A 25,286-nucleotide genomic window follows, 5' to 3' on the forward strand; every position below is an offset into this window, starting at 1 on the left:
GGTCGCACGGTCAGTGGGCGCTCCACCCGCCGTCCATGGCCAGCGAGGTGCCGGTGACCGACTGCGCCGCCGGTGAGCACAGCCAGAGGACGGCGTCGGCCACCTCCACCGGCTCGATCAGCCGCTTGACCGCGGCCGGGGCGAGCATCACCCGCTCGACGACCTCGTCCTCCGACAACCCGTGGGCCCGGGCCTGGTCGGCGATCTGGCCCTCGACCAGCGGGGTCCGCACGTAGGCCGGGTTGACGCAGTTGGAGGTCACCCCGTGCGGCGCCCCCTCCAGCGCCACCACCTTGGACAGCCCCTCCAGCCCGTGCTTGGCGGTCACGTAGGCGCTCTTGTACGGCGAGGCCCGCAGCCCGTGCACGGAGCTGATGTTGACCACCCGGCCCCAGCCGCGGCCGTACATGTGGGGCAGCGCGCCGCGCACCAGCCGGAACGGCGCCTCCAGCATCAGCCGCAGGATCGCCGAGAAGACCTCGGTCGGGAACTCGTGCAGCGGGGCCACGTGCTGCCGCCCGGCGTTGTTCACCAGCACGTCGACGTCGAGGTCGAGGGCGTCGACGCCGGCCAGGTCGGTGAGGTCCGCGGCGACCGCGGTGCCGCCGATCCCGTCGGCGACCCTGCGGGCGGCGTCGCCGTCCCGGTCGAGGACGACGACGTGCGCACCGGCCTCCGCCAGCCGGACCGCGCACGCCCGCCCGATGCCCGACGCCCCACCGGTGACCAGTGCCCGGCGCCCGGCCAGCGGCTGCTCGTTCGTCATGCGGCCACGCTAGGGCCACGGCCGCGTCGCCGACATGGGGTCGCAGCACACGGGCGGGGACCGCGGTGTGGCCCCCGCCACCGTGATCCGGTCCGACCGGGGAGGTGCCGCGCCAGCCGGTGTGCCACCACCACACCGAGCACGACCGCACCGTGGGTCCGGGCACATGGTGGGCGGGTGCACCGCGGACCTAGCGTCGTCCCCCGTCCCCCTGCCGCTCCCCGAGGAGATCCCTCATGTCCGCACCCGCGCAGACCGGCACGCGCTTCGGCCGCGTCGTCGGCGCGAGCATCGTCGGCACCACGGTCGAGTGGTACGACTTCTTCCTCTACGGCTCGGCGGCCGCCCTGGTCTTCGGCCCGCTCTTCTTCCCCGAGAGCGACGACTTCGTCGGCGTCCTCGCCGCCTTCGCGACCTACGCGGTCGGCTTCTTCGCCCGCCCCGTCGGGGCGCTGGTGTTCGGCCACTTCGGTGACCGGCTCGGCCGCAAGAAGCTGCTGGTCGTGTCGCTGCTGATGATGGGCGGCGCCACGTTCCTCATCGGCCTGCTGCCCACCTACGGCAGCGTGGGGGTCCTGGCCCCCGTGCTGCTCATCGCGCTGCGGCTGGTGCAGGGCTTCGCCCTCGGCGGCGAGTGGGGCGGGGCGGTGCTCATCGTCTCCGAGCACGGCCGGCCCGAGCACCGCGGCTTCTGGGCCTCCTGGCCGCAGGCCGGGGCCCCGGCGGGCAACCTGCTGGCCACCGGCGTCCTGGCGGCGCTGGCCGCGTTCCAGTCCGACGCCGCGTTCGAGGCCTGGGGCTGGCGGATCCCGTTCCTGCTCTCCGCGGTGCTCATCCTGGTGGGCCTGTGGGTGCGGCTGAGCGTGTCGGAGTCCCCGGTGTTCCTGGCGGCCCAGCGGGCCGCCGAGGCCCAGGCCGCGGCGACCGGCCGGGCCGAGAAGGCCCCGATCGTCACCGTGCTCACCCGCTACCGCCGCGAGGTGCTCACCGCCATGGGTGCCCGCATCGCCGAGAACGTGTCCTTCTACCTGCTCACCGCCTTCAGCCTCACCTACCTGACCAACGTCGTCGGGCTGGACTCCTCCTTCGCGCTCAACGCGGTGCTGCTGGCCTCGGTGGTGCACCTGGTGACGATCCCGCTCTGGGGCCACCTCTCCGACCGCCTCGGCCGGCGGCCGGTCTACCTGCTGGGGGCCACCGGCATCGGGGCCTGGGCGTTCGCCTTCTTCCCCCTGCTGGACACCGGTCGGTTCGCCCTCGCCGTCGTCGCGGTCACCGTCGGCCTGCTCTTCCACGGCGCGATGTACGGCCCGCAGGCGGCGTTCTTCTCCGAGCTCTTCGGCACCAAGGCCCGCTACACCGGGGTCTCGGTCGGCGCCCAGCTGTCCTCGCTGGTCGCCGGTGCGCCGGCGCCCCTCATCGCGCTGGCCCTGCTGGGCAGCTTCGACGCGCCGAACGTCACCGCCGTCGTGCTCTACGTCGTCGGCTGCGCGGTGGTGACCCTGCTCGCGGTGTGGACCTACGGCGAGACCTCCCGCCGCGACCTGGCCGACGATGCGGCCACGGACGCCGCCGGCCGGGCCGACGGCGCCGCCACGGGCGCCGGGCCCCGCACCGCCGGGGGCTGAGCCGGAGCGCCCGCCGGGCCGGGTGAGGGTGCCGCACGGGCCCCCCGTGACTGCTGTCACGGGGGGCCCGTGGCGTGCCGGCCGCAGGACGTGAGATCCGGCACCTGTGCCGGGCTCGGGACGGCGGCAGCGTGGGGGGTGCCCGGAGAGACCGGCCGACCCCCGGCCGGCGGGCACCCGAGGAGGGAGAACCCCGTGCAGCCTGCCCCCACCCGCAGCGGCACCGGCGCGACCGCTGCCCCGCCGGCGGTCGAGGTCGCCGACCTGCGTCGCGCCTACGGCGACTTCGAGGCGGTCCGGGGCGTCTCCTTCGAGGTGCACCCGGGGGAGGTGTTCGCGCTGCTCGGCGTCAACGGCGCCGGCAAGACCTCCGCGCTCGAGGTGCTCGAGGGCCTGGCCCGGCCCTCCGGCGGGACGGTGCGCGTGCTCGGCGCCGACCCGGTCGCCGACCGCGCCCGGGTGCGCCCGCACCTCGGAGTGCTGCTGCAGTCCAGCGGCCTGCCCGGGGACCTCACCGTCGCCGAGGTCGTGCGGGCCTGGGCCGGCACCCTCACCGCGCCGCGGGAACCCGCCGAGGCCCTGGCGCAGGTCGGGCTCACCGGGCGCGCCGACGTCCGGGTGCGCAGCCTCTCCGGGGGCGAGCGGCGGCGGCTGGACCTCGCGATGGCGCTGCTGGGCCGCCCGCGGGTCGTCGTCCTCGACGAGCCGACCACCGGGCTGGACCCGGAGAGCCGCCGGCAGGTGTGGCGGCTGGTCGCCGGCCTCGTGGACGACGGGGCCGCCGTCGTCCTCACCACCCACCACCTCGAGGAGGCCGAGGAGCTCGCCGACCGCATCGCCGTGCTCAAGGCCGGGCGCGTCGTCCTCGCCGGCACCCAGGAGGAGATCGCCGAGACCCAGCCGGCCACCATCCGCTTCACCCTCGACCCGGGCACGCCGGCGCCACCGGTGCCCGACGCCGTCGAGGTCGTCGAGGCCGGCCCCCGCGTCGACTGGCGGACCCGGAGCCTGCAGCCGGTGCTCGCCGAGCTCCTGGCCTGGGCCGCCCGCCACGGCGTCGTCCTGCGCGCCCTGCAGGCCCGCGCCGCCTCGCTGGAGCAGGCGTTCCTCGCCGTCGCCGACGCCGACTGACCACCTGCCGACCGCCCTCGACCCACCCGCCGACCGACCCCCGACCCGGGGAGGAGACCGCTCCCGTGACCACGCCGACCGCTCCTGCCGGCCCGTCCCGCGCCCGCCGCATCGCCGCCCTGGTCGGCGCCGAGACCCGGTTGCTGCTGCGCAACCGCACGGCCCTCGTCAACTCCGTCGCCCTGCCCCTGCTGCTGGTCGCCTTCGTCCCCCTGGTCGGGGACGTCGGCGGCCGCGGCCTGGTGGGTACGGCGGTGGTCGTCACCCTCGTGTTCCTGACCTACTACAACCTGGTGACCACCTACGTCGCCCGCCGCGAGGACCTCGTGCTGCAGCGGCTGCGCACCGGCGAGCTGTCCGGACCGGAGGTGCTGCTGGCCACCGCCGTGCCCACGCTGCTGGTCACCGCCGGCCAGGTCGTCCTGCTCGCCGCCGGCATCGCCGTCCTCGGGCGGTGGACCGCCCCGGTGGACGTCGTCCTGCCGCTGCTGGCCGTCGTCCTCGGCGCGGCGCTGATGGTGGTGCTGGCCACCGCGAGCACCCTGTTCACCCGGACCCCGGAGTCCGCGCAGATCACCACGCTGCCGGTCGTCGTCGGGGCCACCGCGCTGTCGGGCCTGTTCTTCCCGCTGACCGCCCTGCCCGAGGCGCTGGCCACGGTCGCCCGGCTGCTGCCGCTCACGCCGGTCGTCGAGCTGCTGCAGCTGGGGCTGGCCGGGCGGACCTGGGACGGCGCGGCGGTCGCCGGTGCCGACCTGTACGGGGCCGCGCTCGTCCCCCTCGCGGTGCTCGTCGCCTGGCTGCTCGGTGCGGGGGCCCTGACCGCCCGCGCGTTCCGCTGGGCCCCGCGGCGCTGACGGTGGACCGGGCGGCGACCGGGCGGCACGGTCGGTACGGCAGCATGGCCGCCGTGCCGACCGTCGCGCGGTGGTGGAGCGACCGCACCGACCCGCAGCGCATCGAGCTCTACACCCGCTGGTCCTTCTACGGCTGGCTGGCGACCGCCCCGCTGCTGTCCGTCGGCATCCACGGCTCGGCGGAGCAGCCGCCCGACCAACCGGCCGCGACGGTGTTCCTGGCCGGCTCCGTGGCGGTGGCGCTCACCGCGGTGCTGCTCGCCCGGGCCGGGCTGGCCGCGCGGTTGACCCGCCGGACCCTGCCGCGGGGCCCGGCACTCGCCGCCGCGGCGGTGGCCCTGCTGACCTCGGCCGCCGGGGTGCTCGCCTACGGGGAGGGCGTCCCCGGGAGCCCCGCGCTCGTCTGGGGGGCGGGCATGCCGCCGGCGATGGTCCTCACGGCCGCCGCCGCGGTCTGGCCCACCCGGACGCTGACCCGCGCCGGGTTCGGCGTCGGCGGGGCGATCGGCGTCCTCGTCGTCGCCCTGGGGGCACCCCCGGCGGTGGGCGCGGTGCAGGCCGTGGTCACCGGCGCGGCGCTGACCCTCCTGGCCCTGGCCTTCCGCTTCTCCGTCCGGGTGCTCGACGTGGTCCGGGAGATGGAGCGCACCCGCGGGGTGCAGGCCCAGCTGGCCGTCGCCGAGGAGCGGCTGCGCTTCGCCCGGGACCTGCACGACGTCATGGGCCGCAACCTCTCGGCCATCGCGGTGAAGAGCCAGCTGGCCGGCGAGCTGGTCCGCCGGGGCCGGGCCGGCGCCGCCGAGGAGGTGGCCGGGATCAGCCGGATCGCCGAGGAGTCGCTGCGCGAGGTCCGCGAGGTGGTGCGCGGCTACCGGGCCACCGACCTCGCCGGCGAGCTGGCCGGGGCGCGCTCGGTGCTGCGCTCGGCCGGCGTGGCCTGCACGGTCGAGGGGGAGGCGGTGGTCGGCCGGCTGGGCGAGCCGGCCCAGGTGGTGCTCGGCTGGGCGGTGCGCGAGGCGGTGACCAACGTGCTGCGGCACAGCCGGGCGGGCCGGTGCGCGATCGCGCTCACCGACGAGGGGGAGCAGGTGGTGCTCACGGTGACCAACGACGCCGCGGGGACGCCCGGGCCGTGGGGCTCGGGCCTGACCGGGCTGGGGGAGCGGCTGGCCGCCGCCGGGGGGCGGCTGACCACCCGGCCCGCGGCGGGTTCCTTCACCCTGGTCGCGGCGGTGCCCGCGTGATCCGGGTGCTGCTCGCCGACGACGAGAACCTGATCCGCTCGGCGCTGGCCGCGCTGCTGGCCCTCGAGGACGACCTCGAGGTGGTCGCCCAGGCGGCTTCCGGCGCCGAGGCCCTGGCCATGGCCCGCGCGCACACCCCGGACGTCGCCGTCCTGGACCTGCAGATGCCCGACCGGGACGGCATCGGGGTGGCCGCCGACCTCGCGACCGTCCTCCCGTCGTGCGCCGTGGTGATCGTGACCGGGCACGGCCGCGCGGGCCATCTCAAGCGGGCGCTCGAGGCGGGGGTGCGCGGGTTCCTGCCGAAGACGGTGAGCGCGCCGGTGCTGACGGAGGTGGTCCGCACCGTGCACCGCGGCGGCCGCTACGTCGACCCCGAGCTGGCGGCCGAGGCGATCAGCGCCGGGGACAGCCCGCTGACCCCGCGCGAGGCCGACGTCCTGGAGCTGGCCGCCGGCGGGGCGCCGGTCGAGGAGATCGCCGCCCGGGCGCACCTGTCCCCGGGGACGGTGCGCAACCACCTGTCCTCGGCGGCCACCAAGCTGGGTGCGCCGAACCGGCACGCGGCCGTGGAGGTCGCCCGCCGGCACGGCTGGATCTAGAAGGACCTCCTGTCCCCCGCAGGGAGGTCCTTTCTCAGTCCGGCTCGTTGCCGGGGCGGACGACGCCGTCCTCCCGCTGGGCCGCGTCGTCGGTGGTGAGAGTGGTGTCCCGCTCCCCGCCGTCGGACCGGTCCTCTCCGGGGACGCCGTCGACGAGGTCGGTGTCGGTGGGCCCGTCGGTGGTGTCGGGGGAGTCGCGGTACCCCGTCGGCTCGCTCATCGGTCTCCTCTCGGGGTCAGGCGCCGCCGGTGCCGCCGCGCTCGGCGCGGGACACGTCGGAGTCGGCCGTGGCCGGCAGGTCGTCGGGCTGGGCGGCGTCCCGCTCGACGGCCTCCTCGGCGGTGAGGGGCACGTCGTCGAACGACGAGCTCAGGTCGCTGTTGTCGCCGGTGCCGGACGCGGTCGCCACGTCCTGCTGGATCCGGTCGCTGCCCTGGGGGTCGGTCACGGGCTTCCTCCTCGCCTCGTCCGTCCCCTGCGCCATGCCCGCGTCGCGGAGCGCGAAACGGCTCCGGGCACCCCGCCCGCGGTCGTGCCCCGGCAGCCCGGCCCCGAACGCGCCGAGGGCCCCCTCCCGTGCGGGAGGACGCCCTCGGCGGGGGGTGGGACCGCTCAGAAGGCGGCCTCGTCGACCTCCATGAGGGAGTTGTCGGTCGCCTCGGCGACGGCGCGCTCGGCGGCCAGGCGCGGCAGCACCTGCGAGCAGAAGAACCGGGCCGCGGCGAGCTTGCCCTCGTAGAAGTGCCGGTCGCGACCGCTGACCTCCCCGGCGAGCGCACCGAGCGCCACCTCGGCCTGCCGGACCAGCAGCCACCCGGTCACCAGGTCACCGACGGCGAGCAGCAGCCGGGTGGTGTTCTGGCCGACGCGGTAGAGGTTCGCGATGTCGTCCTGGGCGGCGCCCAGCTGGCCGAACATCGCGGTCAGCATCGCCTGGACCTCACCCAGCGCGCTGGCCAGGTGCGCCCGCTCCTCCTTGAGCCGGCCGTTGCCGGCCTCGGCGTCGATCGTGGCCTGGATCTGGCCGGCCAGCCAGGTCAGCGCGACGCCGCCGTCCTTCACCACCTTGCGGAAGAAGAAGTCCTGGCCCTGGATCGCCGTCGTCCCCTCGTAGAGGGTGTCGATCTTGGAGTCGCGGATGTACTGCTCGATCGGGTAGTCCTGCAGGTAGCCGGACCCGCCGAGGGTCTGCAGCGACTCAGCTGTGAGCAGCTGGGTGGCCCGCTCGGAGCCGAACCCCTTGACGACCGGCAGCAGCAGGTCGTTGACCCGGGCGGCCAGCCGCGCCTCTTCGCTGTCGGCGGTGCCGGCGGCCTCGGCCTCGGTCACCCGGTCGCGGAACGAGGCGGCGTAGAGGTAGAGCGCCCGCATGCCCTCGGCGTAGGACTTCTGCAGCATCAGCGAGCGGCGCACGTCGGGGTGGTGGGTGATCGTCACCCGCGGGGCGTCCTTGCTGGTGGCGGTGAGGTCGGCGCCCTGGACGCGGTTCTTGGCGTAGTCCAGCGCCACGAGGTAGCCGGCCGACAGGGTGGCGATGGCCTTGGCGCCCACGAACATGCGGGCGTGCTCGATGACCTTGAACATCTGGGCGATGCCGTCGTGGGTCCCACCGACCAGCCAGCCCTTGGCCGGCACCGGGCCGTCGCCGAAGGTCAGCTCGCAGGTCGTGGAGACCTTCAGCCCCATCTTCTGCTCGACGTTGGTGACGTGGACGCCGTTGCGCTCCCCGAGCGCGCCGGTCCCGAGGTCGACGTGGAACTTCGGGACGACGAACAGCGAGAGCCCCTTGGTGCCCGGCCCCGCGCCCTCGGGGCGGGCCAGCACCAGGTGGACGATGTTGTCCGAGAGGTCGTGCTCGGCCGACGTGATGAACCGCTTGACGCCGGTGATGTGCCACGAGCCGTCGTCCTGCCGCACGGCCTTCGTCCGGCCGGCGCCGACGTCGGAGCCGGCGTCGGGCTCGGTGAGCACCATGGTGGCGCCCCACTTGCGCTCGAGCATGAGCCGGGCGAGCTGCTTCTGCTCGGGCGTGCCGAGCTCGTCGAGGACGGCGGCGAAGGCGGCCCAGGAGCCGTACATGAAGACGGCGGGGTTGGCGCCGAGCACCATCTCGAAGGCCGCCCAGGTCAGGGTGTGCGGGGCGCCGAAGCCCCCGAGGTGCTCGGGCAGGTCGAGGTTGAACCACTCGCCGTCCTCGACGGCGCGGACCGAGCGCTTGAAGCTCTCGGGCAGGGTCACCGAGTGGGTGGCCGGGTCGAACACGGGCGGGTTGCGGTCGGCGTCGGTGAAGGACGCGGCGATCGGGCCCTCCGCCAGCCGGCGGATCTCGGCGAGCACCCCGCGGGCGGTCTCGGCGTCCATCTGGGCGAACGGCCCGGTGCCGAACCGGTCCTTGGTGTCGAGGAACTCGAAGAGGTTGAACTCCAGGTCCCGCAGGTTCGCGGTGTAGTGGCTCATGCGCGTCGCTCCCGTGCTCCGTGGGCGGCTCGTCCGTACCCGCCGGTAACAAACGGTATTACTGGCCAGTAACAAGAGCAAGCAGCCACCCGCGGCACCCGCTCGGGGGAGGGGGTGGGCACTCCGCCGGCACCCCCGGGGAGCAGGGGAGGGCCCGGGACCCGCGAGGGGTCCCGGGCCCGGAGGGTGGCCTGGGTCAGTCCTTGCGGCGGCGGGCGCGCGAGGCCAGGCCGGCCAGCCCCACGAGGAGGCCGCCGAGCACGGCGGCGATCACCAGCGCGACGACCAGCGGGGCGGTGACGTTGCCGAAGACCAGGCTGATCTCCACCGACTGGGTGTTGAAGACGACGAAGAGCACCAGCACGACGGTGACGAAGAGCAGCAGCGCCAGCGCGAGGGTGCGTCCGACGGCCCGGCCGGTGTGGCGCTCGCGCTGCGGTGCGGGCCGGCCGGCGGTGCGGCCGGGGGCCGGGTCGTTCCTGGGCGGGACGCCCCCGGGGCCGGCGGGGCCGCCGTGACCGGGCGCGGCACCCGGGCCGGTCGGACCGGAGGGTCTCGGGGCGTCGGGACTGGTCACGGGTCGAGTGTGCTGCGCGGGGCGGTCGCTCGCACGGTCAGCGCGCGTCGGGTTCACCCTCCGCCGGCGGGTAGCTCGGGCCGGCGGTGCCCGACGCCGGCCCGCCGCTGCCGCCCTGGGACCCCTCGTCCGCCGGTGGGGCGGTCTCGCTGCCCAGCGGGCCGGTCTCGCGCTCGTCGTCCGGTGTCGGCATGGTCATGCCGCGAGTCTGCGGCGCGCCGGCCCCCGCGGCGACCCGGGGCGCGTCACCCGTCCAGCGCGGGACCGGCCTGGTGCCGGGGGTGCCCGGTGGTGCGCTCGCGCTGCTTCATCCGGGCCTCGTACACGTGCCGGTCGCCGTCGGCGAGCTCGGTGCGCGCCCGCTCGTCGAAGGCCCGGAACACCGACCAGTAGCTGTCGTCGTAGTCCTCGACGATCTGGAACGTCCAGCGGTCGGCGATGACGTTGCGCCCGACCAGGTCGCGGTCGAGGTCGTCGGCCAGCTGGGTGTGCCCCGCCTCGCGGAGCAGCCGGACGGCGTCCTGCAGGAGCAGGTCGGCCTTGCCGGAGTGCTGGTGGAAGCCGTACAGCTGGCCGCGGGCCTGCTCGATGGTCTCCAGCGCCTCGGAGAGCTTGCCGAGGCCCTCCACGGTGGTGTCGTCGAGGTCGGGCCGGCTGCGGTCGTTGCTCACCGGCTCATCCTGCGGTGCGCCCGCCCCGGGCGCGCGTCAGGGATCAGGGGGTCGCGGCGAGGGCGGCGTCGACGAGGCGCTCGGCCAGCCGGCGGCCGTGGGCGGCCGGCCCGTCCGGCCCGAGCAGGCCGCCGGAGAGGTACATGCCGTCGATGATGAGGTGCACCTGCGCGGCGAGGTCGTCGCCGCCGTCGGGCACGATGGCGTCCGCCAGCCGCTCCAGCCGCGCGTGCAGCTCGAACTTGTAGTCGGCCGCGGCGTTGCGGGCGGGGTGCTCGGGGTCGTCGTACTCGCTGCTCACGTTGGTGAACGGGCACCCGCGGAAGCCGGCCCGGGTGACGTCGCGCTCGACGGTGTCGACGACGGACAGCAGCGCCGCCCGGGGGTCGTCCTCGAGGCGCACCAGCTCGGCGTCGATGGCGGAGAGCACGGTCGCCGCCTTGCGCGCCAGGTAGGCGCCGACCAGGTCGTCCTTGCTCTTGAACAGCCGGTAGACGGTCATCTTGCCGAGGCCGGTCTCCCGGACGAGCTCGTCCATGCCCACGCTGCGCGAGCTGCGCGAGGCGAACAACCGCTCGGCGGTGTCGAGGACGATCGCCTGCCGCTCCGCCCGGCTGCGTCGGACGGGGGCCGAGACGTCATCGGCGGCGGCGAGGGGGAGGGCGGCGGCGGTCACGTGCCGGATCGTGCCCGAGGCCGTGACGGAGCAGTTCGCGGCACGCCGGGTCCGGCGGACGGTTGGTCGCTCTGGGTGACGAGGGGCGGCCGGGCTCGCCGGGACGTCGGGGAGCGGTGGGGCGGGTGTGACGTTCCGTGACCGTCCGCGGCTTCCACCTCGGCCTCCTGCAGGGTCCCGCCCCGAGCCTGCGAGGCGTGGGGGGCAGCGGCCCCGTCCCGAGGCTCGCCGCCGGCCGCGTCCCGAGGCTCGTCCCGAGCGCGCGAGGGATGAGGGGGACGCGGTCCTTCCACGGTGAGGAGGACGGGGTCCTTTCTCAGGCCCGGCGGACCCGGCGCGGGTTGGCCAGCAGCCGCGCCACGGCGGTCGTGCGCTCGGCCTGCTCGTCGGCGGGGCGGTCCGCCTGGGTGTCCTGGGCTACTCGCGGGTCGCGTTGCATCTCCTGCATGCGCCTCACCCTCCCCCGGGCCGGGCGCCCGGAAACAGCCCTGAACCGGTGACGTGGCTCTCGTGCGCTGAGAGATCCGTCACGTCGTGCCTGGTCCGGGGCCGGTCAGCGGCCGGACGTGGCGACCAGGGCGGCCCAGGGGTCCCGGTCGGGGTCCGCGCCCACCGGCACGCCGAAGCGGTCGACCAGGCCCCCGAAGCGGTGCCGCACCGCGGTCCCGACGTCCTCCGGGGCGGCGACCACGGCGACCGCCTCGAGCACCTCGTCGTCGACCAGGTCCCGCATCGCGGCCCAGCGACCGGGGTCCCGCCCGACGGAGAGCGCGTGCAGCTCGTCGGCGAGCCGGCCCCAGCCGTGCAGGTCGAGCACCGGCCGGTAGGCCGGGGTGCTGCCGTAGAAGGCGATCCGCTCACGGACCGTGTCCGCCGCCTGCGCCCGCTCGGCCTCGGTGCGCCCGGTGACGACGAACCCGGGCAGGGACACCACGACGTCGCCGCGGAGCCGGCCGCCGGTCGCGAGGCCCTCCTCCAGGGCCGGGAGGGTGCGCTCGGCGAGGTAGCGGGCGGTGGTGAAGGCGTGCACGAGCAGCCCGTCGGCGACCTCGCCGGCCAGCCGCGTCATCGCCGGGCCGACGGCGGCCAGGTGCACCGGCGGGGCGCCCCACTCGTGCGGCTCGGGGCTGAACACCGGCGTCATCAGCGTGTGCCGGTAGTGCTCGCCGCGGAACCGCAGCGGGACGCCGTCCTGCCACGCGGCCCAGACGGCCCGCAGCGCGCCGACGTACTCGCGCATCCGCGGCACCGGGGCGCTCCAGGGCATCGAGAAGCGCCGCTCGACGTGCGCACGCACCTGCGTGCCCAGGCCGAGGACGAACCGGCCCCGGGTCAGCCGCTGCAGGTCGTGGGCGGTGCCGGCGACGGTCATCGGCGAGCGGGCGAAGGCGACGGCGATCGCCGTCCCGAGCTGCAGGTCCCGCGTCGTCCGGGCGGCCAGGGCCAGCGGGAGGAAGGGGTCGTGGGCGGTCTCGGAGGTCCAGGCGCCGGCGTACCCGCGCTGCTCGAGGTCGCGGGCGACCTCGGCGACGTCGTCGCGGCCGGCCGGCAGGAGCGCGTCGATGAGCACGGCCGCAGAGCCTGCCGCACCGCGGGGCGCCCCGGCCAGGGCCGGGGGTCGGGTCAGGGGGTGTCGGCGCCCCCGCCGTCGCTGTCCTCGCCCTCGGCCGGCTGCTGCGGGTGCGGGGTGGTCCCGGACCCCTTGGCCTCGCGGTCGGGTGCGCCGCCGTCCGGCTGGTCGACGTCCGGGGCGCGGTCGGTGGGCTCGGTCATCTGTCGCTCCTGTCGGCTCGGGCGCGGGGACCGCCTGCGGTCCCCGCGGTGGCAGTGCCCGCCGCCGGGCCGGGGAAACGGTCAGCCCACCCGCTCCGGCCCGGGGACCCGGTCGAGCAGCGCGTCCACCGCGGCGCGGTCCGGGAGGGCACCGCGGGCGCCCGGCGCGGTGGTCGACAGCGCCGCGGCGGCCACGGCCTCGCGCACGGCCTCCGGCAGCGCGGCCCCCGCGGCCAGCGCGGCACCGAGCGCGCCGCAGAAGCAGTCGCCGGCGCCGGTCGTGTCCACGGCCCGCACCGGCGGCGGGGGCTGCAGCAGCACCGGGCCGTCGCCCGGGACCAGCAGCGCGCCGCGGGCGCCGAGGGTCACCACGGTGGTCGGGCCGAGCGCTCGGGCCAGCGCGGCGAGCTCGGCCGGGCCGCGCTCCCCGGGCGGGGCCCCGGCCAGCTGCACCAGCTCGTGCTCGTTGGGCACCAGCACGTCGACGCGGTCGAGCAGCTCGGGCGGCAGCTGCCGCGGCGGCGCCGGGGTGAGGACGACGGTGCCGCGGGCCGTCGCGGCGGCGGCCGACACCGCGGCCGGCGGGACCTCCAGCTGGAGCAGCACCACCCGGGCGTCGCGCACCGCGTCGCCCCCGACGTCCGCGGGTTCCAGCCGGGCGTTGGCCCCGGGCACCACGACGATGAGGTTCTCCCCGCTGCCCTCCTCCACCGGGATGGTCGCCGTCCCGGTCGGCACCCCGGCGGTGACCCGGACCGCACCGACGTCCACGCCGACCTCGATCAGGGCGGCCCGCTGGCGCTCCCCCGCCGGGTCGTCGCCGACCCGCCCCACCATCGCCACGCCGCCGGTCAGCCGGCCGGCCGCCGCGGCCTGGTTGGCACCCTTCCCGCCCGGGGCCAGGCTCGTCCCCCGCCCGACCACGGTCTCCCCCCGGCCGGGCAGCCGGGCGACGGTGACGAGCACGTCCTCGTTGAGGCTGCCGACGACGGTGACGGGCACGTCCTCGTCGAGGCTGCCGACGACGGTGACGGGCACTCGGACCTCCTGGGGGGTGGGACCCCTCCCTACCAGTCCCGCTTCCGGCGCAGCCGCAGCGGGGCGACGTACCAGACGACCACGCCCAGCAGCACCGCCCAGGCGCACCCGACCACCGCCGGCCACCGGCCCAGGGCGACGTCGAGCACCAGGAGCACCGCGCTGGCGATGCCGATCAGCAGGAGGCCCAGCCCGGCCAGCAGCGCGCGGTCGGCGAAGGTCACCAGCTCCTCCTTGCGCTGCTGGCGGAACAGCAGCCGGTGGAAGGAGACCGGTGCGATGAGCAGCAGCGTGGCGCTGGCCGTGCTCATCAGCGTGGTCGTGTAGACGGTGCGGCCGAAGCCGTCGAGGTCGTCGAAGCGGGCGGTGAAGGCGAGGGTCAGCAGGAAGGCGAACAGCACCTGCACGCCGGTGATGACCACCCGGGTCTCCTGGAGGAGCTCGGCGAGGTTGCGGTCGAGCACCTCGTCGCGGGTCTGCCCTCGCGCCTCCACGGTGCGCTCCAGGTCGGTCCGTTTCTGCGCCACGGCCCTGCGGTACCGCACCCGGGACCACCGGACACCTGGGAGGGGCGGCATGGCCGACGAGGACCACGACACCATCCGTCGCGAGTTCGGCGAGGCGGTGAACATGACGCCCAAGGAGCTCGAGGAGTGGCTGGAGACCGACGAGTCGAAGTCGGTCGGGCAGAAGAGCGGCGGGTCGGGGGAGTCCACCGGCCACGAGTCGGGGCGCCGCATCGTCGAGCTGCTGCGCACGAAGAAGGACGACCTCAGCGACGACGACTACGCGCACATGCGCAAGGTGCACGGTTACGTGCAGCGGCACCTGGCCCAGGAGCCGGAGAAGGAGGACGTCGAGGGCTCGAAGTGGCGCTACTCGCTGATGAACTGGGGTCACGACCCGCTGAAGGGGTGACCGCCCACCCGTGCGGCCGCGATCATGGCCCCGTGACCACCTCACAGGCCCCGACGGCGGTCGCGGCGCCGTGATCGACGGGAACGGCAGCAGCGACGGCAGCGGGAACGGCAACGGCGTCGGGCGGCGGCGCAACGACCCGGCGCAGTACGACGAGCTGGCCGGGGAGTGGTGGCGGCACGACGGCGAGTTCGCCGCCCTGCACTGGCTGGCCGCCTCGCGGGCCGGGAACATCCCGCCGGCGGGGCACCCGGGTGCGCTCCTGGTCGACCTCGGCTGCGGCGGCGGGCTCATGGCCCCGTACGCGGCGCGGCTGGGGTACCGGCACGTGGGCGTCGACACCGGGGTGCCCGGGCTGCGGCTGGCGCGCGACCACGGCGTCCTCCCCCTCGCCGCCTCCGCGCTGGCGGTGCCGCTGGCCGACGGCTGCGCCGACGTGGTGCTGGCCTGCGAGCTGCTCGAGCACGTCGAGGACGACGTCGGCGTGCTCGCCGAGTGCGCCCGCCTGCTGCGGCCCGGCGGCGTCCTGGTCCTCGACGCGCTGGCCGCGGGCCGGCTCTCCACGCTGGTCAACGTGCACCTGCTCGAACGGCTGCCCGGCGGCCCGCCGCGCGGGCTGCACGACCCGGCCCTGTTCGTCGACCGGGCGCGGCTGCTCGAGGCCGCCGACCGGCTGGGGCTGGACCTGCGGCTGGTGGGGCTGCGGCCGTCCCTGCGCGAGGCGGTGGCCTGGCGGCTGGGACGCCGCCGCCTGGTGACCATGAAGCCGATCCGCTCGACCGCGGTGGTCTTCGCCGGCTACGGGCGCAAGCGGTGAGCGGCGCGTGCGGTGCGGCGCGGTGGCGTGCCGGCCGGACCCGTGGAGGGGCGATGCGCGCAGCTCACCCGTACGGTCGGGGCATGACGTCGAGCGCGGGAACCGGTCGCCGGTGACCGCCGCCGTCGTGACCGGCGCCGGCTCCGCGCTGCCGGCGACGATCGACCAGGACGCCGTCTGGGACGGCTTCTTCGCCGGCCACTACGCCGGTCTGCGCGCCGCCCGGCGCATCTTCCGCTCCTCCGGGGTGCGCCGCCGGCACGCCGTGGCCAACCCGGTCGACGAGGACCTCTCCGGCTGGGGCACCGGCGCGCGGATGCAGCGCTACGTCGAGGAGGCGCTGCCGCTGGGCAAGCAGGCGGTCGCCGGGGCGCTGGACGCCGCGGGCCTGTCGCCCGGCGAGGTGGGGCTCTTCGCCGTCGCCACCTGCACCGGCTACGCCACCCCGGGCCTGGACATCCGCCTGGCCGGCGACCTGGGCATGCCGGCCGACCTGCAGCGGCTGCTGGTCGGCCACATGGGCTGCTACGCCGCCGTCCCGGGGCTGTCGGCCGTCGGCGACTTCGTGACGGCCCGGTCCCGCCCGGCCGTGCTGCTGTGCTGCGAGCTGACCAGCCTGCACGTGCAGCCGGCCCGGGCCGAGCTCGACCAGGTGGTGGCGCACGCGCTGTTCTCCGACGCCGCGGCCGCCCTCGTGGTGGAGCCCGGGGCCCGCCGGGGCCGGCGGCTGGCCGCGGTGGTGGCCCGCACCGACGCCTCCACCGCCGACCACATGACCTGGGACGTCACCGACCTCGGCTTCCGGATGGGGCTGTCCCCGCGGGTGCCCGACGTCCTCTGCCGGCACGTCGGGGACGTCGTCGACCAGCTGCTCACCGGCGCCGGGCTGCGGGTGGAGGACGTCGCCGGCTGGGCGGTGCACCCCGGCGGCCCGCGCATCCTCGACGTGGTGCGCGACGAGCTGGGGCTGGGCGAGGACCGGATGGCCGCCTCGCGGCGGGTCCTGGCCGAGCACGGCAACTGCTCCTCGGTGACCGTGCTGCTCGTCCTCGAGGAGCTCGCCGACGTCGACGGCCCGGTGGTGGTCATGGCCTTCGGCCCGGGGCTGACGCTCTACGCCGCGCTGCTGCTGCCCGCCTGACGCCCGCCTCCCGCCCTGCACGGACCCGCTATCCTGCCGTGAGCTGGATCACGGCCCGGGGTGGAGGTGGCGGTGCCGGCCGACGGACTCGTCCGCGTCTTCCTCGTCGACGACCACGAGGTGGTGCGCCGCGGGGTGGCCGACCTGCTCCAGGAGGACCCCGCCATCCGCGTGGTCGGTGAGGCCGGCTCGGTCGCCGAGGCGCTGGCCCGCGTCCCCGCGGTCCGCCCGGACGTCACCGTCGTCGACATGCGGCTGCCCGACGGCGACGGCGCCGAGGTGTGCAGCGCCCTGCGCGCCCGCGTGCCCGGCGCGCGGTTCCTGGTGCTCACCAGCTACCCCGACCCGGAGGCGGTCGCGGCCGCGGTGGCCGCCGGGGCCTCGGGGTACCTGCTCAAGCAGGTGCGCGGGCAGGCGCTGATCAGCGCGGTCCGCCGGGTGGCGGCCGGGGGGACGCTGTTCGCGCCCGAGGCGGCCGCCGGGCAGCAACCGCCGCGCCGCCGTCCCGCCGAGCCCGACCGCCGGCTGGCCGCGCTCACCGACCAGGAGCGCACCGTGCTGCGGTTGATCGGCGAGGGGCTGACCAACCGGCAGATCGGCGAGCGCATGGGGCTGGCCGAGAAGACGGTGAAGAACTACACCAGCCACCTGCTGGCCAAGCTGGGGCTGGAGCGCCGCACCCAGGCCGCGATCCTGGCGACCGAGATGCGCGACCGGGGCACCGACGGCGGCTAGCCCCACCGCTAGCGCGGCAGCGGCACGGTCCACCGCACCTGCGTGGCGGCCGGCCCGCTGGAGGTGGTCAGCCGGCCGCCGTGCCGCTCGGCGCGGTCGGCCAGGTTGGCCAGCCCGCTGCGGACGGCGACCTCCGGCAGGCCCACGCCGTCGTCGGTGACCACGACCCGCACCTCGCCGTCGACCTCGACGGTCACCGCGACCCGCGTCGCCGCGGCGTGCCGGACGACGTTGGTGACCAGCTCCCGCACCACCGCCACCACGTCGGGCAGGAGGGCCGGCGGCAGGTCGTCGAGGTCCCCGCGCACGCGGACGTCGGGCCGGACGCCCTGCCCCCCGGTGATGGAGCGCACCACGTCGACGACCCGGGTGCGGACCGCGTCGGGGGAGGCGTCGACGTCCTGGGCCAGCTCGAAGATCGACGAGCGGATCCGGGCGATCGTGCCGTCGAGCTCGTCGACCCGCTCGGCGATCCGGGCCGCGGTCTGCGGGTCGGTGGCCTCCAGCGAGCGGCTGACCTTGTCCAGGGCCAGGCCGGTGGCGAAGATCCGCTGGACGACGTGGTCGTGCAGGTCCCGGGCGATCCGGTCGCGGTCCGCGGCGACCTGCAGCCGCCGCTCCCGCTGCTGGCTGCGGGCCAGCTCCAGGGCCACGGTGGCCTGGGCGGCGAAGGCCGAGGCCAGGCCGAGGGTCCCCGGTGGGAAGGGGTCCACCCCGCGGCGGCGCAGGGCCACCACGGTCCCCAGCGCCGGGCGGCCGCCGAGCGGGACGAGCAGCCCCGGCCCGTGGTGGGCGGTCAGCTCGCCGATGACGGCGGCCCGGTGCCACCCGAGCGGCGGCGCGTTCACGTCGGCCAGCAGCCGGGGGACACCGGACCGGTGCGCCTCGCCGAGCTGGCTGTCGTGCAGGGGGACCCGCACCCCCTCGACGTCCTCGGTCAGGGTGCCGACCGCGGCCACGACGGTGAGCGTGTCCTCCGCGTCGGGCGCGGGCAGCAGCACCCCGGCGGCGTCCGCGGCCGCCAGCGTGGCGACCCGCTCGGCGATGGAGCGCAGCACGGTGTCGGGGTCGGTGCCCGACAGCAGAGCCGTGGCGATGTCGGTGCCGGCCTGGGCCCACGCCCGTCGCTGCTCGGCCTGCTCGACCAGCCGGGCGTTCTCGATGGCCAGCCCCGCGGTCGCGGCCAGCGCGGACACGGCCTGCTCGTCGGCCGCGGTGAACGGGCCGCCGTCCCGCTTCTCGGTCAGGTAGAGGTGGCCGAACACCGTCGAGCGCACCCGCACCGGCACGCCCAGGAACGACCGCATCGGCGGGTGGCCCGGGGGGAACCCGATGGCGGCCGGGTGGCGGGTCAGGTCGGCCAGCCGCAGCGGGACGGGGTCGTCGACGAGCAGGCCCAGGACGCCGTCCCCCACCGGCAGCCGGCCGATCCGCTCGCGGTCGGTCGCGTCCATGCCCACGACGACGAAGCGGTCCAGCTGCGCGCCGTCCGGGGTGAGGACGCCGAACGCCCCGTAGGCGGCGTCGGCGGCGTCGACCGCGGCGCGGACGATGGCGTGCAGCGTGCCGTCCAGGTGCGCCCCGTCCGGGGTGGCGCGGACCTCGGCGACCGGCGTCGACCGGACGGCGGGGACGCCCGTGCCGGTGCCGGAGGGGTCGGGCGGGGTCAGGGCCCGGGAGGGGGGAGCCGGTTCCGGCCGGTGCGCGGGGGCGCCGCGGCGTCTCACGCCCCGCGGGCCAGCCGCCGGGCGGGCGTCCGGGGCGACGCCGGCCGCAGCAGGGTCTTGCCGTGGGTGCCGACGACGACGAGGTCGGCCCCCCGGGTCGTGCCGGTGAGGGCGTCGAAGACGGGGCGGTCCACCAGTGCGGTGCGGACCCGGCCGGTCACCCCGGTCTCGGCGATGGCGCGCAGCACCTGGGCCTCGACGCGGGCCAGCGCCGGGCCGGGGTCGGGACGGCGGGACCCCGTGGCGAGCGGGTCGTCGCCGGCCGCGTCCACCACGCAGGCGGCCACGACGGTGGCCTCCCGGCGGGCCGCCTCCCGCAGCGCCCACACCAGCGCCCGGTGGCCCTCCGGTGAACCGTCCACCTCGACGACGAGCGACGGCGCCTGCCGGCGCGGCAGCAGCGGCAGGCGCACCGGCTCGGGCTGCGGCCGGGGCGCGTCCGGCGCGGGATCCCCGGTCGGCTCGCTCGGTGCCCCGTCGTGCGGCGTGCTCATAGGGTGATCGTTCCCGTACTCCGGCGTGCCGGGCAGGGACCAAGGGCCCGGCACCCGCGTCCCGCCGTTACGTCCGGCCTCGGTCCGGCAATTGCGCACGGCGCGTTGTGGCTCCGCGTGATCGCTCGATCACCTCGAAGTCATCGTGCGCCGTCCGCGCACCACCGTCGCCCCGATCCCCGCATCCCGGGCGAGCCGGGTGGTCAGCCCCGCACCGCGGACGGCGGCCGCGGTCGCGGCGGCCTGGCGGTCGCTGGTCTCCAGCAGCAGGGTGCCCCCGGGCGCCAGCCACCGCGGCGCACCCTCGGCGACCCGGCGGTGCAGGGCCAGGCCGTCGGGGCCGCCGTCGAGCGCGAGCCGCGGTTCGTGCACGCGGGCCTCGGCGGGCAGGAGGGGGATCTCCGCGGTCGGCACGTAGGGCGCGTTGACCAGCAGGACGTCCACCCGGCCCTGCAGCTCCCCGGGCAGGGCGTCGTAGAGGTCCCCCTCGTGCACCCGGCCGCCGACCGGGCCGAGGTTGCGGCGCGCCCACCCCACCGCCCGGGGGTCGACGTCGGCGGCGTGCAGGGTCACGGGCAACCGCGCCGCCAGGGCCGCGCCGAGGGCGCCGGAGCCGCAGCACAGGTCGACCACCACCGCGCCGTCCCGACCCCGCAGCAGCGCGGCGGCCAGCGTGACGAGGAGCCGGGAGCGGCGCCGCGGCACGAACACGCCCGGGCCGACCGCGACCCGCGTCCCGGCCAGCTCGGCCCAGCCGAGCACCGTCTCGAGCGGCTCCCCGGCGACCCGCCGGGCGACCGCGGCCGGCACGTCGCGGGCGCTGCCGAGGATGGCCCGCGCCTCCTCCTCGGCGAAGACGCAGCCGGCGGCGCGCAGCCGGGCGGCCAGGGCCGCCTCCTCGCCGGCGGGTGCGGTCACGGCCCCGGCCGGCCGGGTGCGCCGGGCGGGACCCCGGTCGCGGGCCGGGCCGCCGGTGCGGCCGCGGGGGACGGCGTGCGGCAGGCGCCGGCGCACCCGCCGGCGCACCCGCCGGCGCACCCGCACCCGTCGCCGGAGGGGCGGTGCGGCGCCGCGGGTGCGCAGCAGCCCTCACCGCGCCACGCCTCCCGGGCCTCCCTGGCGGCCACCGCGGCGATGACCAGGCCGGCGACCGGGTCGGCCCACCCCCAGCCGAGGGTCGCGTCGAGCACCAGCCCGACCAGCAGGACCCCGGAGAGGTAGGTGCACAGCAGCGTCTGCGTGCCGTCGGCGACGACGGCCCCGGAGCCGAGCGCCCGGCCGGTGCGGCGCTGGGCCCAGGACAGGACGGGCATGACCACCAGCGAGGCGACCACCAGGCCGATGCCGACCCGGGAGGAGTCCGGGTCCCCACCCGTGAGCAGGGCCCGCACCGACTCCACCGCGACGTAGGCGGCCAGCACCGCGAAGGAGACGGCCATGAGCCGGAGGGCCTGCCGTTCGCGGGTCTCGGGCAGTCGGTGGCGGAACTGCCAGAGGACGATCAGCCCGCTCGACACCTCGACGACCGAGTCCAGCCCGAAACCGACCAGCGCCACGGACCCCGCGACGACCCCGGCCGTCACCGCGACGACGGCCTCCACGACGTTGTCGGTGACCGACGCCCCGGCCAGCAGCTGGGCGCGGCGGCCGAGCCGGTGGCGCCCGTCCGCGGCGAGGGCCGGGTGCGCGTGCACGGCGGTCACCGCGTGGCCGCCTCGCCGTGCGCCGGGCACAGCGCGACCGCGTCGCCGGTCGCCGCCAGCAGGCGCTCGGCGGCGGCCAGCACGCCGAGCAGCTCCGGTGCGGTGGTCAGGGACCACAGGGAGGCCCGGCCCTGCGGGCGGGAGGTGACCAGGCCGCAGTCGCGCAGGCTGGCCAGGTGCGCGGACACCGTGGACTGCGCCAGGCCGAGGTGCGCGGTCAGGTCGACGACGCGGTGCTCGTCGAGGGCCAGGTGGCGCAGGATGGCCAGCCGGGCGGGGTCGCCGAGGCTGCGGAACATGCATGCGGCGGCCGACAGCGCGGCGGCCGCGTCGAGGGCGTCGGCCGGCACGGTGCCCGGCGCGGTCCGATTCATCGCCACACAGCGATGTTAGCGGCTCGGGCCGTCGACAGCGGAGACGTGCGGGCGCCGGACGCACGAACGGCCCGCCACCGGGGCAGGCCGTCGAGGAGAGCGGGTGACGAGAATCGAACTCGCACTGTCAGCTTGGGAAGCTGATGTTCTGCCATTGAACTACACCCGCGGCGTCGCACCGAGCATGCTACCCGGCGTCCGCCGGGTGGCGTCCACGGGGTGCGTTCGTGGCTGACGTCGGCGGAGAACGCCGGCTCGGCGCGGTCGAGCTCGGCCAGCAACCCCGCGCGGGCCCGCTCGGCGTCCACTGCCACTCCCGGCGCACCTCCCGCCCCGTCCGGCGACCCCGTCGGGACCGCGCCGGGCACGTGTCCCGGTGGCCGGCCGTGCCGCCCACCGGGACGAACGCCACCCCGGGGTCAGCGGCGCATCCCGGCGAGGAAGCCGGTGGCCTCCGCCCGCAGCCGCTCGGCCATCTGCGACAGGCCCGGGGCGTCGGCGCCGACCGCGTCGGTGGCGACCCCGCCGTCCACGGCGGCGGCGATGCCCTCGACGAGGCCGTTCATCCCCGAGACCGTGCCGCCGACGGTGCTCATCACCTCGGCCACGCCCTCGCAGGCCTGCCGGATCTGCTCGACCTGCGCGGTCACCCGCTCGGTGGCCCGGCCGGTCTGGTCGGCGAGGTCCTTGACCTCCGAGGCGACGACGGCGAAGCCCTTGCCGGCGTTCCCGGCCCGCGCCGCCTCGATGGTGGCGTTGAGGGCCAGCAGCCGGGTCTGCGCGGCCACCGCGTCGATGAGCGCGATGATCTGCTGGATCTCCTCCGAGGAGCGGGTCAGCCCGGCGATGGTGCCCTGGGCGTTGCCCACCTCGGTGGTGGCGGCTCCGCCGGCGGTGGTCAGCCCGGCGGCGGTCGCGCTGAGCTCGGTGGCCGCGGCGGCGACCTGCTCGGACATCGCCAGGACGACGGACTCGAACTCGTCCGCCAGCCCCAGGCGGGCGGCCTGGGCCTCGGTGACCCGGCCGGCGGTCTCGCGCATCGCGTCGCGGGCCACGTTGATGTCGGTGGCGCCCTTGTGGAAGGCGCCCGACAGCCCGGTCAGCAGCACGCGCCGGTGGAACTGGCCCTGCGCGGCCGACACCAGGGCGGCCGAGGACTCGCGGACGAACGCGTCGGAGACGTCGAGCATGCGGTTGAGGCTGTCGCCGAGCGCCTGCAGCTCCGGGATGCCCTCCACCCCGGGCGTGGGCCGGCTGCGCGCCTCCAGGTCACCGCGGGCGGCGGCGTCGCAGGTCTCGGTCAGCTGGGCGACGAAGGCCCGGTGGACCGCCAGTTCCTCGGCGTCGCTGCGCTCGCCGCGCGTGCGGAACCCCGTGTCAGCTCTCCTCGCTGCTGATGAGCGACCAGATGAACTCCTCGTAGGAGGAGGCCTGCGCCGCGACGAGCTCGGCCATCAGCCCCGACGACGCGGCGACGGCGGCCCGGGCGCTGGGGTGCCGGCGCTCCTCGGCGAGGAGCTGCTCGTACATCGGGGTGATCCGGCGGACGGCGCCGGGGGAGGGGCGGCGGCGGTTGGAGTGATAGCCCACCACCCGGCCGTCGGGCCCGTAGGACGGCGTGACGTGCGCCAGCACCCAGTAGTGCGCGCCGTCGGAGGCCAGGTTGTTGATGTAGGCGAACAGCTCGCGGCCCTCCGCCAGGGTGGACCACAGCAGGCCGAACACCGCCCGCGGCATGGCCGGGTGGCGGATCAGGTTGTGCGGTTGCCCGATGACCTCGTCGAGGCCGTAGCCGCTCACCCGCAGGAACACGTCGTTGGCGTAGGTGATGACGCCCCGCGGGTCGGTCTTGGAGACGATCAGCTCGTCCGGGGCGAAGGTCCGCTCCGCGCCGGTGGGTCGGGTGGTGCGCGGGGCGCCGTGTCTGCGCACGGCCGGCCGGGTGTCCAGCACGGGTCCCTCCGGGGCTCGGACGGTGTCGTCTGGTTCCCATCGGCACCGGGGTGCCGCACTCCAGCCGTAGCGGGTCGGGCGCGACCGGATCGGCCGCATCGGGGACCAAGGTCCCGGGACCTGCGACCCGCCGGCCGTCCCTAGACTCCCGCGCATGCTGCTGTCCGACCGCGACATCACGGCCGCCATCGCCGAGGGACGCCTCGGGATCGAGCCCTACGACGCGGCGCTGGTGCAGCCCTCCAGCATCGACGTGCGGCTGGACCGGTTCTTCCGGGTCTTCAACAACGCCCGGTACACGCACATCGACCCCGCGGTCCAGCAGGACGACCTCACCACGCCGGTGGAGACCGAGGGCGACGGCCCGTTCGTGCTGCACCCGGGCGAGTTCGTGCTCGGGTCCACGCTGGAGGTCGTCAGCATCCCCGACGACCTCGCCGCACGACTCGAAGGGAAATCGAGTCTAGGGCGTCTCGGACTGCTCACCCACTCCACCGCGGGGTTCGTGGACCCCGGGTTCAGCGGGCACATCACCCTCGAGCTGTCCAACGTGGCGAACCTGCCGATCACCCTCTGGCCGGGCATGAAGATCGGCCAGCTGTGCCTGTTCCGGCTCACCGGCCCGGCCGAGCACCCCTACGGGTCGGCGGTCTACGGCTCGCGGTACCAGGACCAGCGCGGGCCGACGCCGTCCCGCTCGTTCCGGAACTTCACCCGCGCGGAGACGCGGCGCCCGGCGCCGTGACGCCGGCCGGTGCCCGGTCCGCCGGGGCCGCGCCGGGCAGCTCGTCCTCCACGAACCGCTCGCGGGTCACCACCCAGCCGGTGACCGACAGCACCGCCACGCCGGCGAGGGCGATGACGAACATGCCGGTGTAGCCCCCCGAGCTGCCCCGGAGGACGCCGACCAGGAGCGGGCCGGCGCCCGACAGCACGTAACCCCAGCCCTGGACGACGGTGGACAGCGCGGCCGTCGTCTCCGGGGTGCGCGCCCGCAGGCCGATGAGGGTGAGCACCATCGCGAAGGTGCCCATGCCCAGGGCGAGCAGGCCCATCCACAGCCAGGGGACCGTGCGCGGGGCCAGCATGAGCCCGCTCCAGCCGGCCACGTAGCAGGCCATGAACGCCACGAGCAGCGGGCGCTGCAGGTGCGGCCGCACGGTCAGCGCCGGGACGACGGCGTTGAGCGGGATCACCACGACGGTGTTGACGCCCAGCAGCAGGCCGGCGGCGGCCGCGGACAGCCCGGCGTCGCGGAGGTACTGCGGCGTCCAGCCGATGATGACGTAGGCCTGCATCGCCTGGACGCCGAAGAAGACCGCCATCGCCACCGCCGTCGGGCTGCGGGTCAGGCTGCGCATGCCGACGGCGTCCGCGGTGGCCGGTCTGCCCCCGCGGCGGGCGGGGACGGCCAGCCACGGGACGGCGGCCAGTAGCGCCGGCACCGCCCAGATGCCCAGGGCCCAGCGCCAGCCGCCCTCGCCGACCGCGGCCGCTATCGGTGCCGCGGCGATGCCCGCGAGCGCGCCCCCGGCGGCCATGGCGACCCCGTAGGCGCCGACGAGCAGGCCGGTCCGTCCGGGGAAGTACCGCCGCACCAGGCCCGGCAGCAGCACGTTGCCCAGCGCGCCGCCGACCATGGCCAGCACCGTGCCGACGAGGAACAGCCAGAACGCGTCGGCGGCCGCGCGCAGCAGCAGCCCCCCGGCCATGGTCAGCAGCGCCCCGGCCAGCACGTGCCCGTCGCGGTACCGGGCGGCCAGCGGCGGCCCGGCGAACCCGATGGCGGCGAAGCAGAGCACCGGCATCGTGGTGACCAGCCCGGCCAGGCCGCTGGAGATGCCCAGCCCGGCCTCGAGCTCCTCCAGCACCGGGCCGATGCTGTTGACCGCCGTGCGCAGGTTGAAGCCGGTCAGCACGATCGCGGTGCCGATGAGCACCAGGCCCTGGCCGCGGGCCGGTCCGGCGGGAGTGGTCACCGGTCGATGGTCCACCCCCGACGG

Annotated in this window: 31 protein-coding genes and 1 tRNA gene; 10 read left to right on the forward strand and 22 right to left on the reverse strand. The window is 76.5% G+C overall.

What is annotated here, in order from left to right; all coding sequences use genetic code 11:
- Positions 1 to 10 precede the first annotated feature (10 nt).
- Positions 11 to 766, reverse strand: a complete 756-nt coding sequence (locus D0Z06_RS00235; RefSeq protein ID WP_117375391.1) for a 3-hydroxybutyrate dehydrogenase — start codon at positions 764 to 766, stop codon at positions 11 to 13.
- A gap of 236 nt (positions 767 to 1,002) precedes the next feature.
- On the opposite strand from D0Z06_RS00235, the gene D0Z06_RS00240 reads away from it, so the two are divergent.
- The 5 genes from D0Z06_RS00240 (at position 1,003) to D0Z06_RS00260 (ending at position 6,228) form a co-directional block, all read left to right on the forward strand.
- On the forward strand, positions 1,003 to 2,394 hold the full coding sequence (locus D0Z06_RS00240; RefSeq protein ID WP_117375392.1) for an MFS transporter: 1,392 nt from the start codon (positions 1,003 to 1,005) through the stop codon (positions 2,392 to 2,394).
- Positions 2,395 to 2,589: 195 nt separating this feature from the next.
- Positions 2,590 to 3,525 (forward strand): ABC transporter ATP-binding protein, encoded by a 936-nt coding sequence (locus D0Z06_RS00245; protein ID WP_117375393.1) that lies wholly within the window; start codon positions 2,590 to 2,592, stop codon positions 3,523 to 3,525.
- A 65-nt stretch (positions 3,526 to 3,590) separates the two neighbouring features.
- Positions 3,591 to 4,382 carry an ABC transporter permease gene (locus D0Z06_RS25170; RefSeq protein ID WP_158579841.1) on the forward strand — a complete coding sequence of 264 codons (792 nt, stop codon included), beginning with the start codon at positions 3,591 to 3,593 and terminating at the stop codon, positions 4,380 to 4,382.
- Positions 4,383 to 4,435: 53 nt separating this feature from the next.
- Positions 4,436 to 5,626, forward strand: a complete 1,191-nt coding sequence (locus D0Z06_RS00255) for a sensor histidine kinase (protein ID WP_147331960.1) — start codon at positions 4,436 to 4,438, stop codon at positions 5,624 to 5,626.
- On the forward strand, positions 5,623 to 6,228 hold the full coding sequence (locus D0Z06_RS00260; RefSeq protein ID WP_117375396.1) for a response regulator transcription factor: 606 nt from the start codon (positions 5,623 to 5,625) through the stop codon (positions 6,226 to 6,228). The genes D0Z06_RS00255 and D0Z06_RS00260 overlap by 4 nt, the downstream gene beginning before the upstream one ends.
- 34 nt (positions 6,229 to 6,262) lie before the next feature.
- Here the strand turns inward: D0Z06_RS00260 and D0Z06_RS00265 are convergent, their stop codons facing one another.
- The 12 genes from D0Z06_RS00265 to D0Z06_RS00305 form a co-directional block, all read right to left on the reverse strand.
- Positions 6,263 to 6,448 (reverse strand): hypothetical protein, encoded by a 186-nt coding sequence (locus D0Z06_RS00265; protein ID WP_117375397.1) that lies wholly within the window; start codon positions 6,446 to 6,448, stop codon positions 6,263 to 6,265.
- Between the two features lie 16 nt (positions 6,449 to 6,464).
- Positions 6,465 to 6,677 (reverse strand): hypothetical protein, encoded by a 213-nt coding sequence (locus D0Z06_RS00270; protein WP_117375398.1) that lies wholly within the window; start codon positions 6,675 to 6,677, stop codon positions 6,465 to 6,467.
- A gap of 164 nt (positions 6,678 to 6,841) precedes the next feature.
- Complete coding sequence (locus tag D0Z06_RS00275; protein ID WP_117375399.1) at positions 6,842 to 8,686, reverse strand: acyl-CoA dehydrogenase; 1,845 nt, start codon at positions 8,684 to 8,686, stop codon at positions 6,842 to 6,844.
- A 196-nt stretch (positions 8,687 to 8,882) separates the two neighbouring features.
- Positions 8,883 to 9,263: a lipopolysaccharide assembly protein LapA domain-containing protein gene (locus tag D0Z06_RS00280; protein ID WP_117375400.1), complete on the reverse strand. Its 381-nt coding sequence runs from the start codon at positions 9,261 to 9,263 to the stop codon at positions 8,883 to 8,885.
- A 37-nt stretch (positions 9,264 to 9,300) separates the two neighbouring features.
- Positions 9,301 to 9,462 carry a hypothetical protein gene (locus D0Z06_RS25600; protein WP_199522041.1) on the reverse strand — a complete coding sequence of 54 codons (162 nt, stop codon included), beginning with the start codon at positions 9,460 to 9,462 and terminating at the stop codon, positions 9,301 to 9,303.
- Between the two features lie 46 nt (positions 9,463 to 9,508).
- Positions 9,509 to 9,934 carry a hypothetical protein gene (locus tag D0Z06_RS00285; protein WP_117375401.1) on the reverse strand — a complete coding sequence of 142 codons (426 nt, stop codon included), beginning with the start codon at positions 9,932 to 9,934 and terminating at the stop codon, positions 9,509 to 9,511.
- A gap of 43 nt (positions 9,935 to 9,977) precedes the next feature.
- Entirely contained in the window at positions 9,978 to 10,610 is a 633-nt protein-coding gene (locus tag D0Z06_RS00290) for a TetR/AcrR family transcriptional regulator (RefSeq protein ID WP_117375402.1), read from the reverse strand.
- 316 nt (positions 10,611 to 10,926) lie between these two features.
- A complete protein-coding gene (locus tag D0Z06_RS26660) occupies positions 10,927 to 11,058 on the reverse strand; it encodes a hypothetical protein (protein ID WP_255419321.1) in 132 nt (43 codons plus the stop codon).
- A gap of 105 nt (positions 11,059 to 11,163) precedes the next feature.
- Positions 11,164 to 12,180 (reverse strand): TIGR03617 family F420-dependent LLM class oxidoreductase, encoded by a 1,017-nt coding sequence (locus tag D0Z06_RS00295; RefSeq protein WP_117375403.1) that lies wholly within the window; start codon positions 12,178 to 12,180, stop codon positions 11,164 to 11,166.
- A gap of 53 nt (positions 12,181 to 12,233) precedes the next feature.
- A complete protein-coding gene (locus D0Z06_RS25175; protein ID WP_158579842.1) occupies positions 12,234 to 12,383 on the reverse strand; it encodes a hypothetical protein in 150 nt (49 codons plus the stop codon).
- Positions 12,384 to 12,464: 81 nt separating this feature from the next.
- Entirely contained in the window at positions 12,465 to 13,421 is a 957-nt protein-coding gene (locus tag D0Z06_RS00300; protein WP_233517358.1) for a ribokinase, read from the reverse strand.
- A gap of 29 nt (positions 13,422 to 13,450) precedes the next feature.
- Positions 13,451 to 13,948: a DUF6328 family protein gene (locus D0Z06_RS00305; RefSeq protein ID WP_117375404.1), complete on the reverse strand. Its 498-nt coding sequence runs from the start codon at positions 13,946 to 13,948 to the stop codon at positions 13,451 to 13,453.
- 49 nt (positions 13,949 to 13,997) lie between these two features.
- Here D0Z06_RS00305 and D0Z06_RS00310 point away from each other — a divergent pair, with 49 nt between their 5' ends.
- From D0Z06_RS00310 to D0Z06_RS00325, 4 genes are all read left to right on the forward strand, one after another.
- On the forward strand, positions 13,998 to 14,339 hold the full coding sequence (locus D0Z06_RS00310; protein ID WP_117375405.1) for a DUF3140 domain-containing protein: 342 nt from the start codon (positions 13,998 to 14,000) through the stop codon (positions 14,337 to 14,339).
- Positions 14,340 to 14,409: 70 nt separating this feature from the next.
- On the forward strand, positions 14,410 to 15,156 hold the full coding sequence (locus tag D0Z06_RS00315; protein ID WP_233517359.1) for a methyltransferase domain-containing protein: 747 nt from the start codon (positions 14,410 to 14,412) through the stop codon (positions 15,154 to 15,156).
- Between the two features lie 112 nt (positions 15,157 to 15,268).
- Positions 15,269 to 16,297, forward strand: a complete 1,029-nt coding sequence (locus tag D0Z06_RS00320; RefSeq protein ID WP_117375406.1) for a type III polyketide synthase — start codon at positions 15,269 to 15,271, stop codon at positions 16,295 to 16,297.
- 72 nt (positions 16,298 to 16,369) lie between these two features.
- Positions 16,370 to 17,032: a response regulator gene (locus D0Z06_RS00325; RefSeq protein WP_117375743.1), complete on the forward strand. Its 663-nt coding sequence runs from the start codon at positions 16,370 to 16,372 to the stop codon at positions 17,030 to 17,032.
- An 8-nt stretch (positions 17,033 to 17,040) separates the two neighbouring features.
- Here the strand turns inward: D0Z06_RS00325 and D0Z06_RS00330 are convergent, their stop codons facing one another.
- From D0Z06_RS00330 to D0Z06_RS00365, 8 genes are all read right to left on the reverse strand, one after another.
- Positions 17,041 to 18,759 (reverse strand): sensor histidine kinase, encoded by a 1,719-nt coding sequence (locus D0Z06_RS00330; RefSeq protein WP_233517360.1) that lies wholly within the window; start codon positions 18,757 to 18,759, stop codon positions 17,041 to 17,043.
- Positions 18,756 to 19,253, reverse strand: a complete 498-nt coding sequence (locus tag D0Z06_RS00335; protein ID WP_117375407.1) for a universal stress protein — start codon at positions 19,251 to 19,253, stop codon at positions 18,756 to 18,758. The genes D0Z06_RS00330 and D0Z06_RS00335 overlap by 4 nt, the downstream gene beginning before the upstream one ends.
- 129 nt (positions 19,254 to 19,382) lie before the next feature.
- Positions 19,383 to 20,171, reverse strand: coding sequence for a putative protein N(5)-glutamine methyltransferase (locus D0Z06_RS00340; protein WP_199522042.1), 789 nt, complete (start codon positions 20,169 to 20,171; stop codon positions 19,383 to 19,385).
- Positions 20,168 to 20,956, reverse strand: a complete 789-nt coding sequence (locus tag D0Z06_RS00345) for a cation diffusion facilitator family transporter (RefSeq protein ID WP_117375747.1) — start codon at positions 20,954 to 20,956, stop codon at positions 20,168 to 20,170. Before D0Z06_RS00345 ends, D0Z06_RS00340 begins: the two co-directional genes overlap by 4 nt.
- Positions 20,953 to 21,330 carry an ArsR/SmtB family transcription factor gene (locus tag D0Z06_RS00350; RefSeq protein ID WP_117375746.1) on the reverse strand — a complete coding sequence of 126 codons (378 nt, stop codon included), beginning with the start codon at positions 21,328 to 21,330 and terminating at the stop codon, positions 20,953 to 20,955. The genes D0Z06_RS00345 and D0Z06_RS00350 overlap by 4 nt, the downstream gene beginning before the upstream one ends.
- A 98-nt stretch (positions 21,331 to 21,428) precedes the next feature.
- Positions 21,429 to 21,499, reverse strand: a tRNA-Gly gene (locus tag D0Z06_RS00355).
- Positions 21,500 to 21,749: 250 nt separating this feature from the next.
- Positions 21,750 to 22,568, reverse strand: a complete 819-nt coding sequence (locus D0Z06_RS00360) for a methyl-accepting chemotaxis protein (RefSeq protein WP_117375408.1) — start codon at positions 22,566 to 22,568, stop codon at positions 21,750 to 21,752.
- A gap of 139 nt (positions 22,569 to 22,707) precedes the next feature.
- Positions 22,708 to 23,262, reverse strand: coding sequence for a PAS domain-containing protein (locus D0Z06_RS00365; protein WP_199522043.1), 555 nt, complete (start codon positions 23,260 to 23,262; stop codon positions 22,708 to 22,710).
- Positions 23,263 to 23,437: 175 nt separating this feature from the next.
- Here D0Z06_RS00365 and dcd point away from each other — a divergent pair, with 175 nt between their 5' ends.
- The gene (gene dcd / locus D0Z06_RS00370; RefSeq protein WP_117375410.1) at positions 23,438 to 24,028 is read left to right on the forward strand and encodes a dCTP deaminase; all 591 of its coding nucleotides are present in this window, start codon (positions 23,438 to 23,440) and stop codon (positions 24,026 to 24,028) included.
- Here dcd and D0Z06_RS00375 read toward each other — a convergent pair.
- On the reverse strand, positions 23,994 to 25,262 hold the full coding sequence (locus tag D0Z06_RS00375) for an MFS transporter (RefSeq protein ID WP_117375411.1): 1,269 nt from the start codon (positions 25,260 to 25,262) through the stop codon (positions 23,994 to 23,996). The genes dcd and D0Z06_RS00375 overlap by 35 nt on opposite strands.
- Positions 25,263 to 25,286 lie beyond the last annotated feature (24 nt).

Source organism: Geodermatophilus marinus, assembly GCF_003428645.1.
Lineage (GTDB): Bacteria > Actinomycetota > Actinomycetes > Mycobacteriales > Geodermatophilaceae > Geodermatophilus.

Bases quoted from the DNA above. Each gene is read 5' to 3' on its own strand.
- D0Z06_RS00235 (WP_117375391.1), bottom strand. From the start codon at position 766: ATGACGAACGAGCAGCCGCTGGCCGGGCGCCGGGCACTGGTCACCGGT.
- D0Z06_RS00240 (WP_117375392.1), top strand. From the start codon at position 1,003: ATGTCCGCACCCGCGCAGACCGGCACGCGCTTCGGCCGCGTCGTCGGC.
- D0Z06_RS00265 (WP_117375397.1), bottom strand. From the start codon at position 6,448: ATGAGCGAGCCGACGGGGTACCGCGACTCCCCCGACACCACCGACGGG.
- D0Z06_RS00275 (WP_117375399.1), bottom strand. From the start codon at position 8,686: ATGAGCCACTACACCGCGAACCTGCGGGACCTGGAGTTCAACCTCTTC.
- D0Z06_RS25600 (WP_199522041.1), bottom strand. From the start codon at position 9,462: ATGACCATGCCGACACCGGACGACGAGCGCGAGACCGGCCCGCTGGGC.
- D0Z06_RS26660 (WP_255419321.1), bottom strand. From the start codon at position 11,058: ATGCAGGAGATGCAACGCGACCCGCGAGTAGCCCAGGACACCCAGGCG.
- D0Z06_RS25175 (WP_158579842.1), bottom strand. From the start codon at position 12,383: ATGACCGAGCCCACCGACCGCGCCCCGGACGTCGACCAGCCGGACGGC.
- D0Z06_RS00310 (WP_117375405.1), top strand. From the start codon at position 13,998: ATGGCCGACGAGGACCACGACACCATCCGTCGCGAGTTCGGCGAGGCG.
- D0Z06_RS00335 (WP_117375407.1), bottom strand. From the start codon at position 19,253: ATGAGCACGCCGCACGACGGGGCACCGAGCGAGCCGACCGGGGATCCC.
- D0Z06_RS00350 (WP_117375746.1), bottom strand. From the start codon at position 21,330: ATGAATCGGACCGCGCCGGGCACCGTGCCGGCCGACGCCCTCGACGCG.
- dcd (WP_117375410.1), top strand. From the start codon at position 23,438: ATGCTGCTGTCCGACCGCGACATCACGGCCGCCATCGCCGAGGGACGC.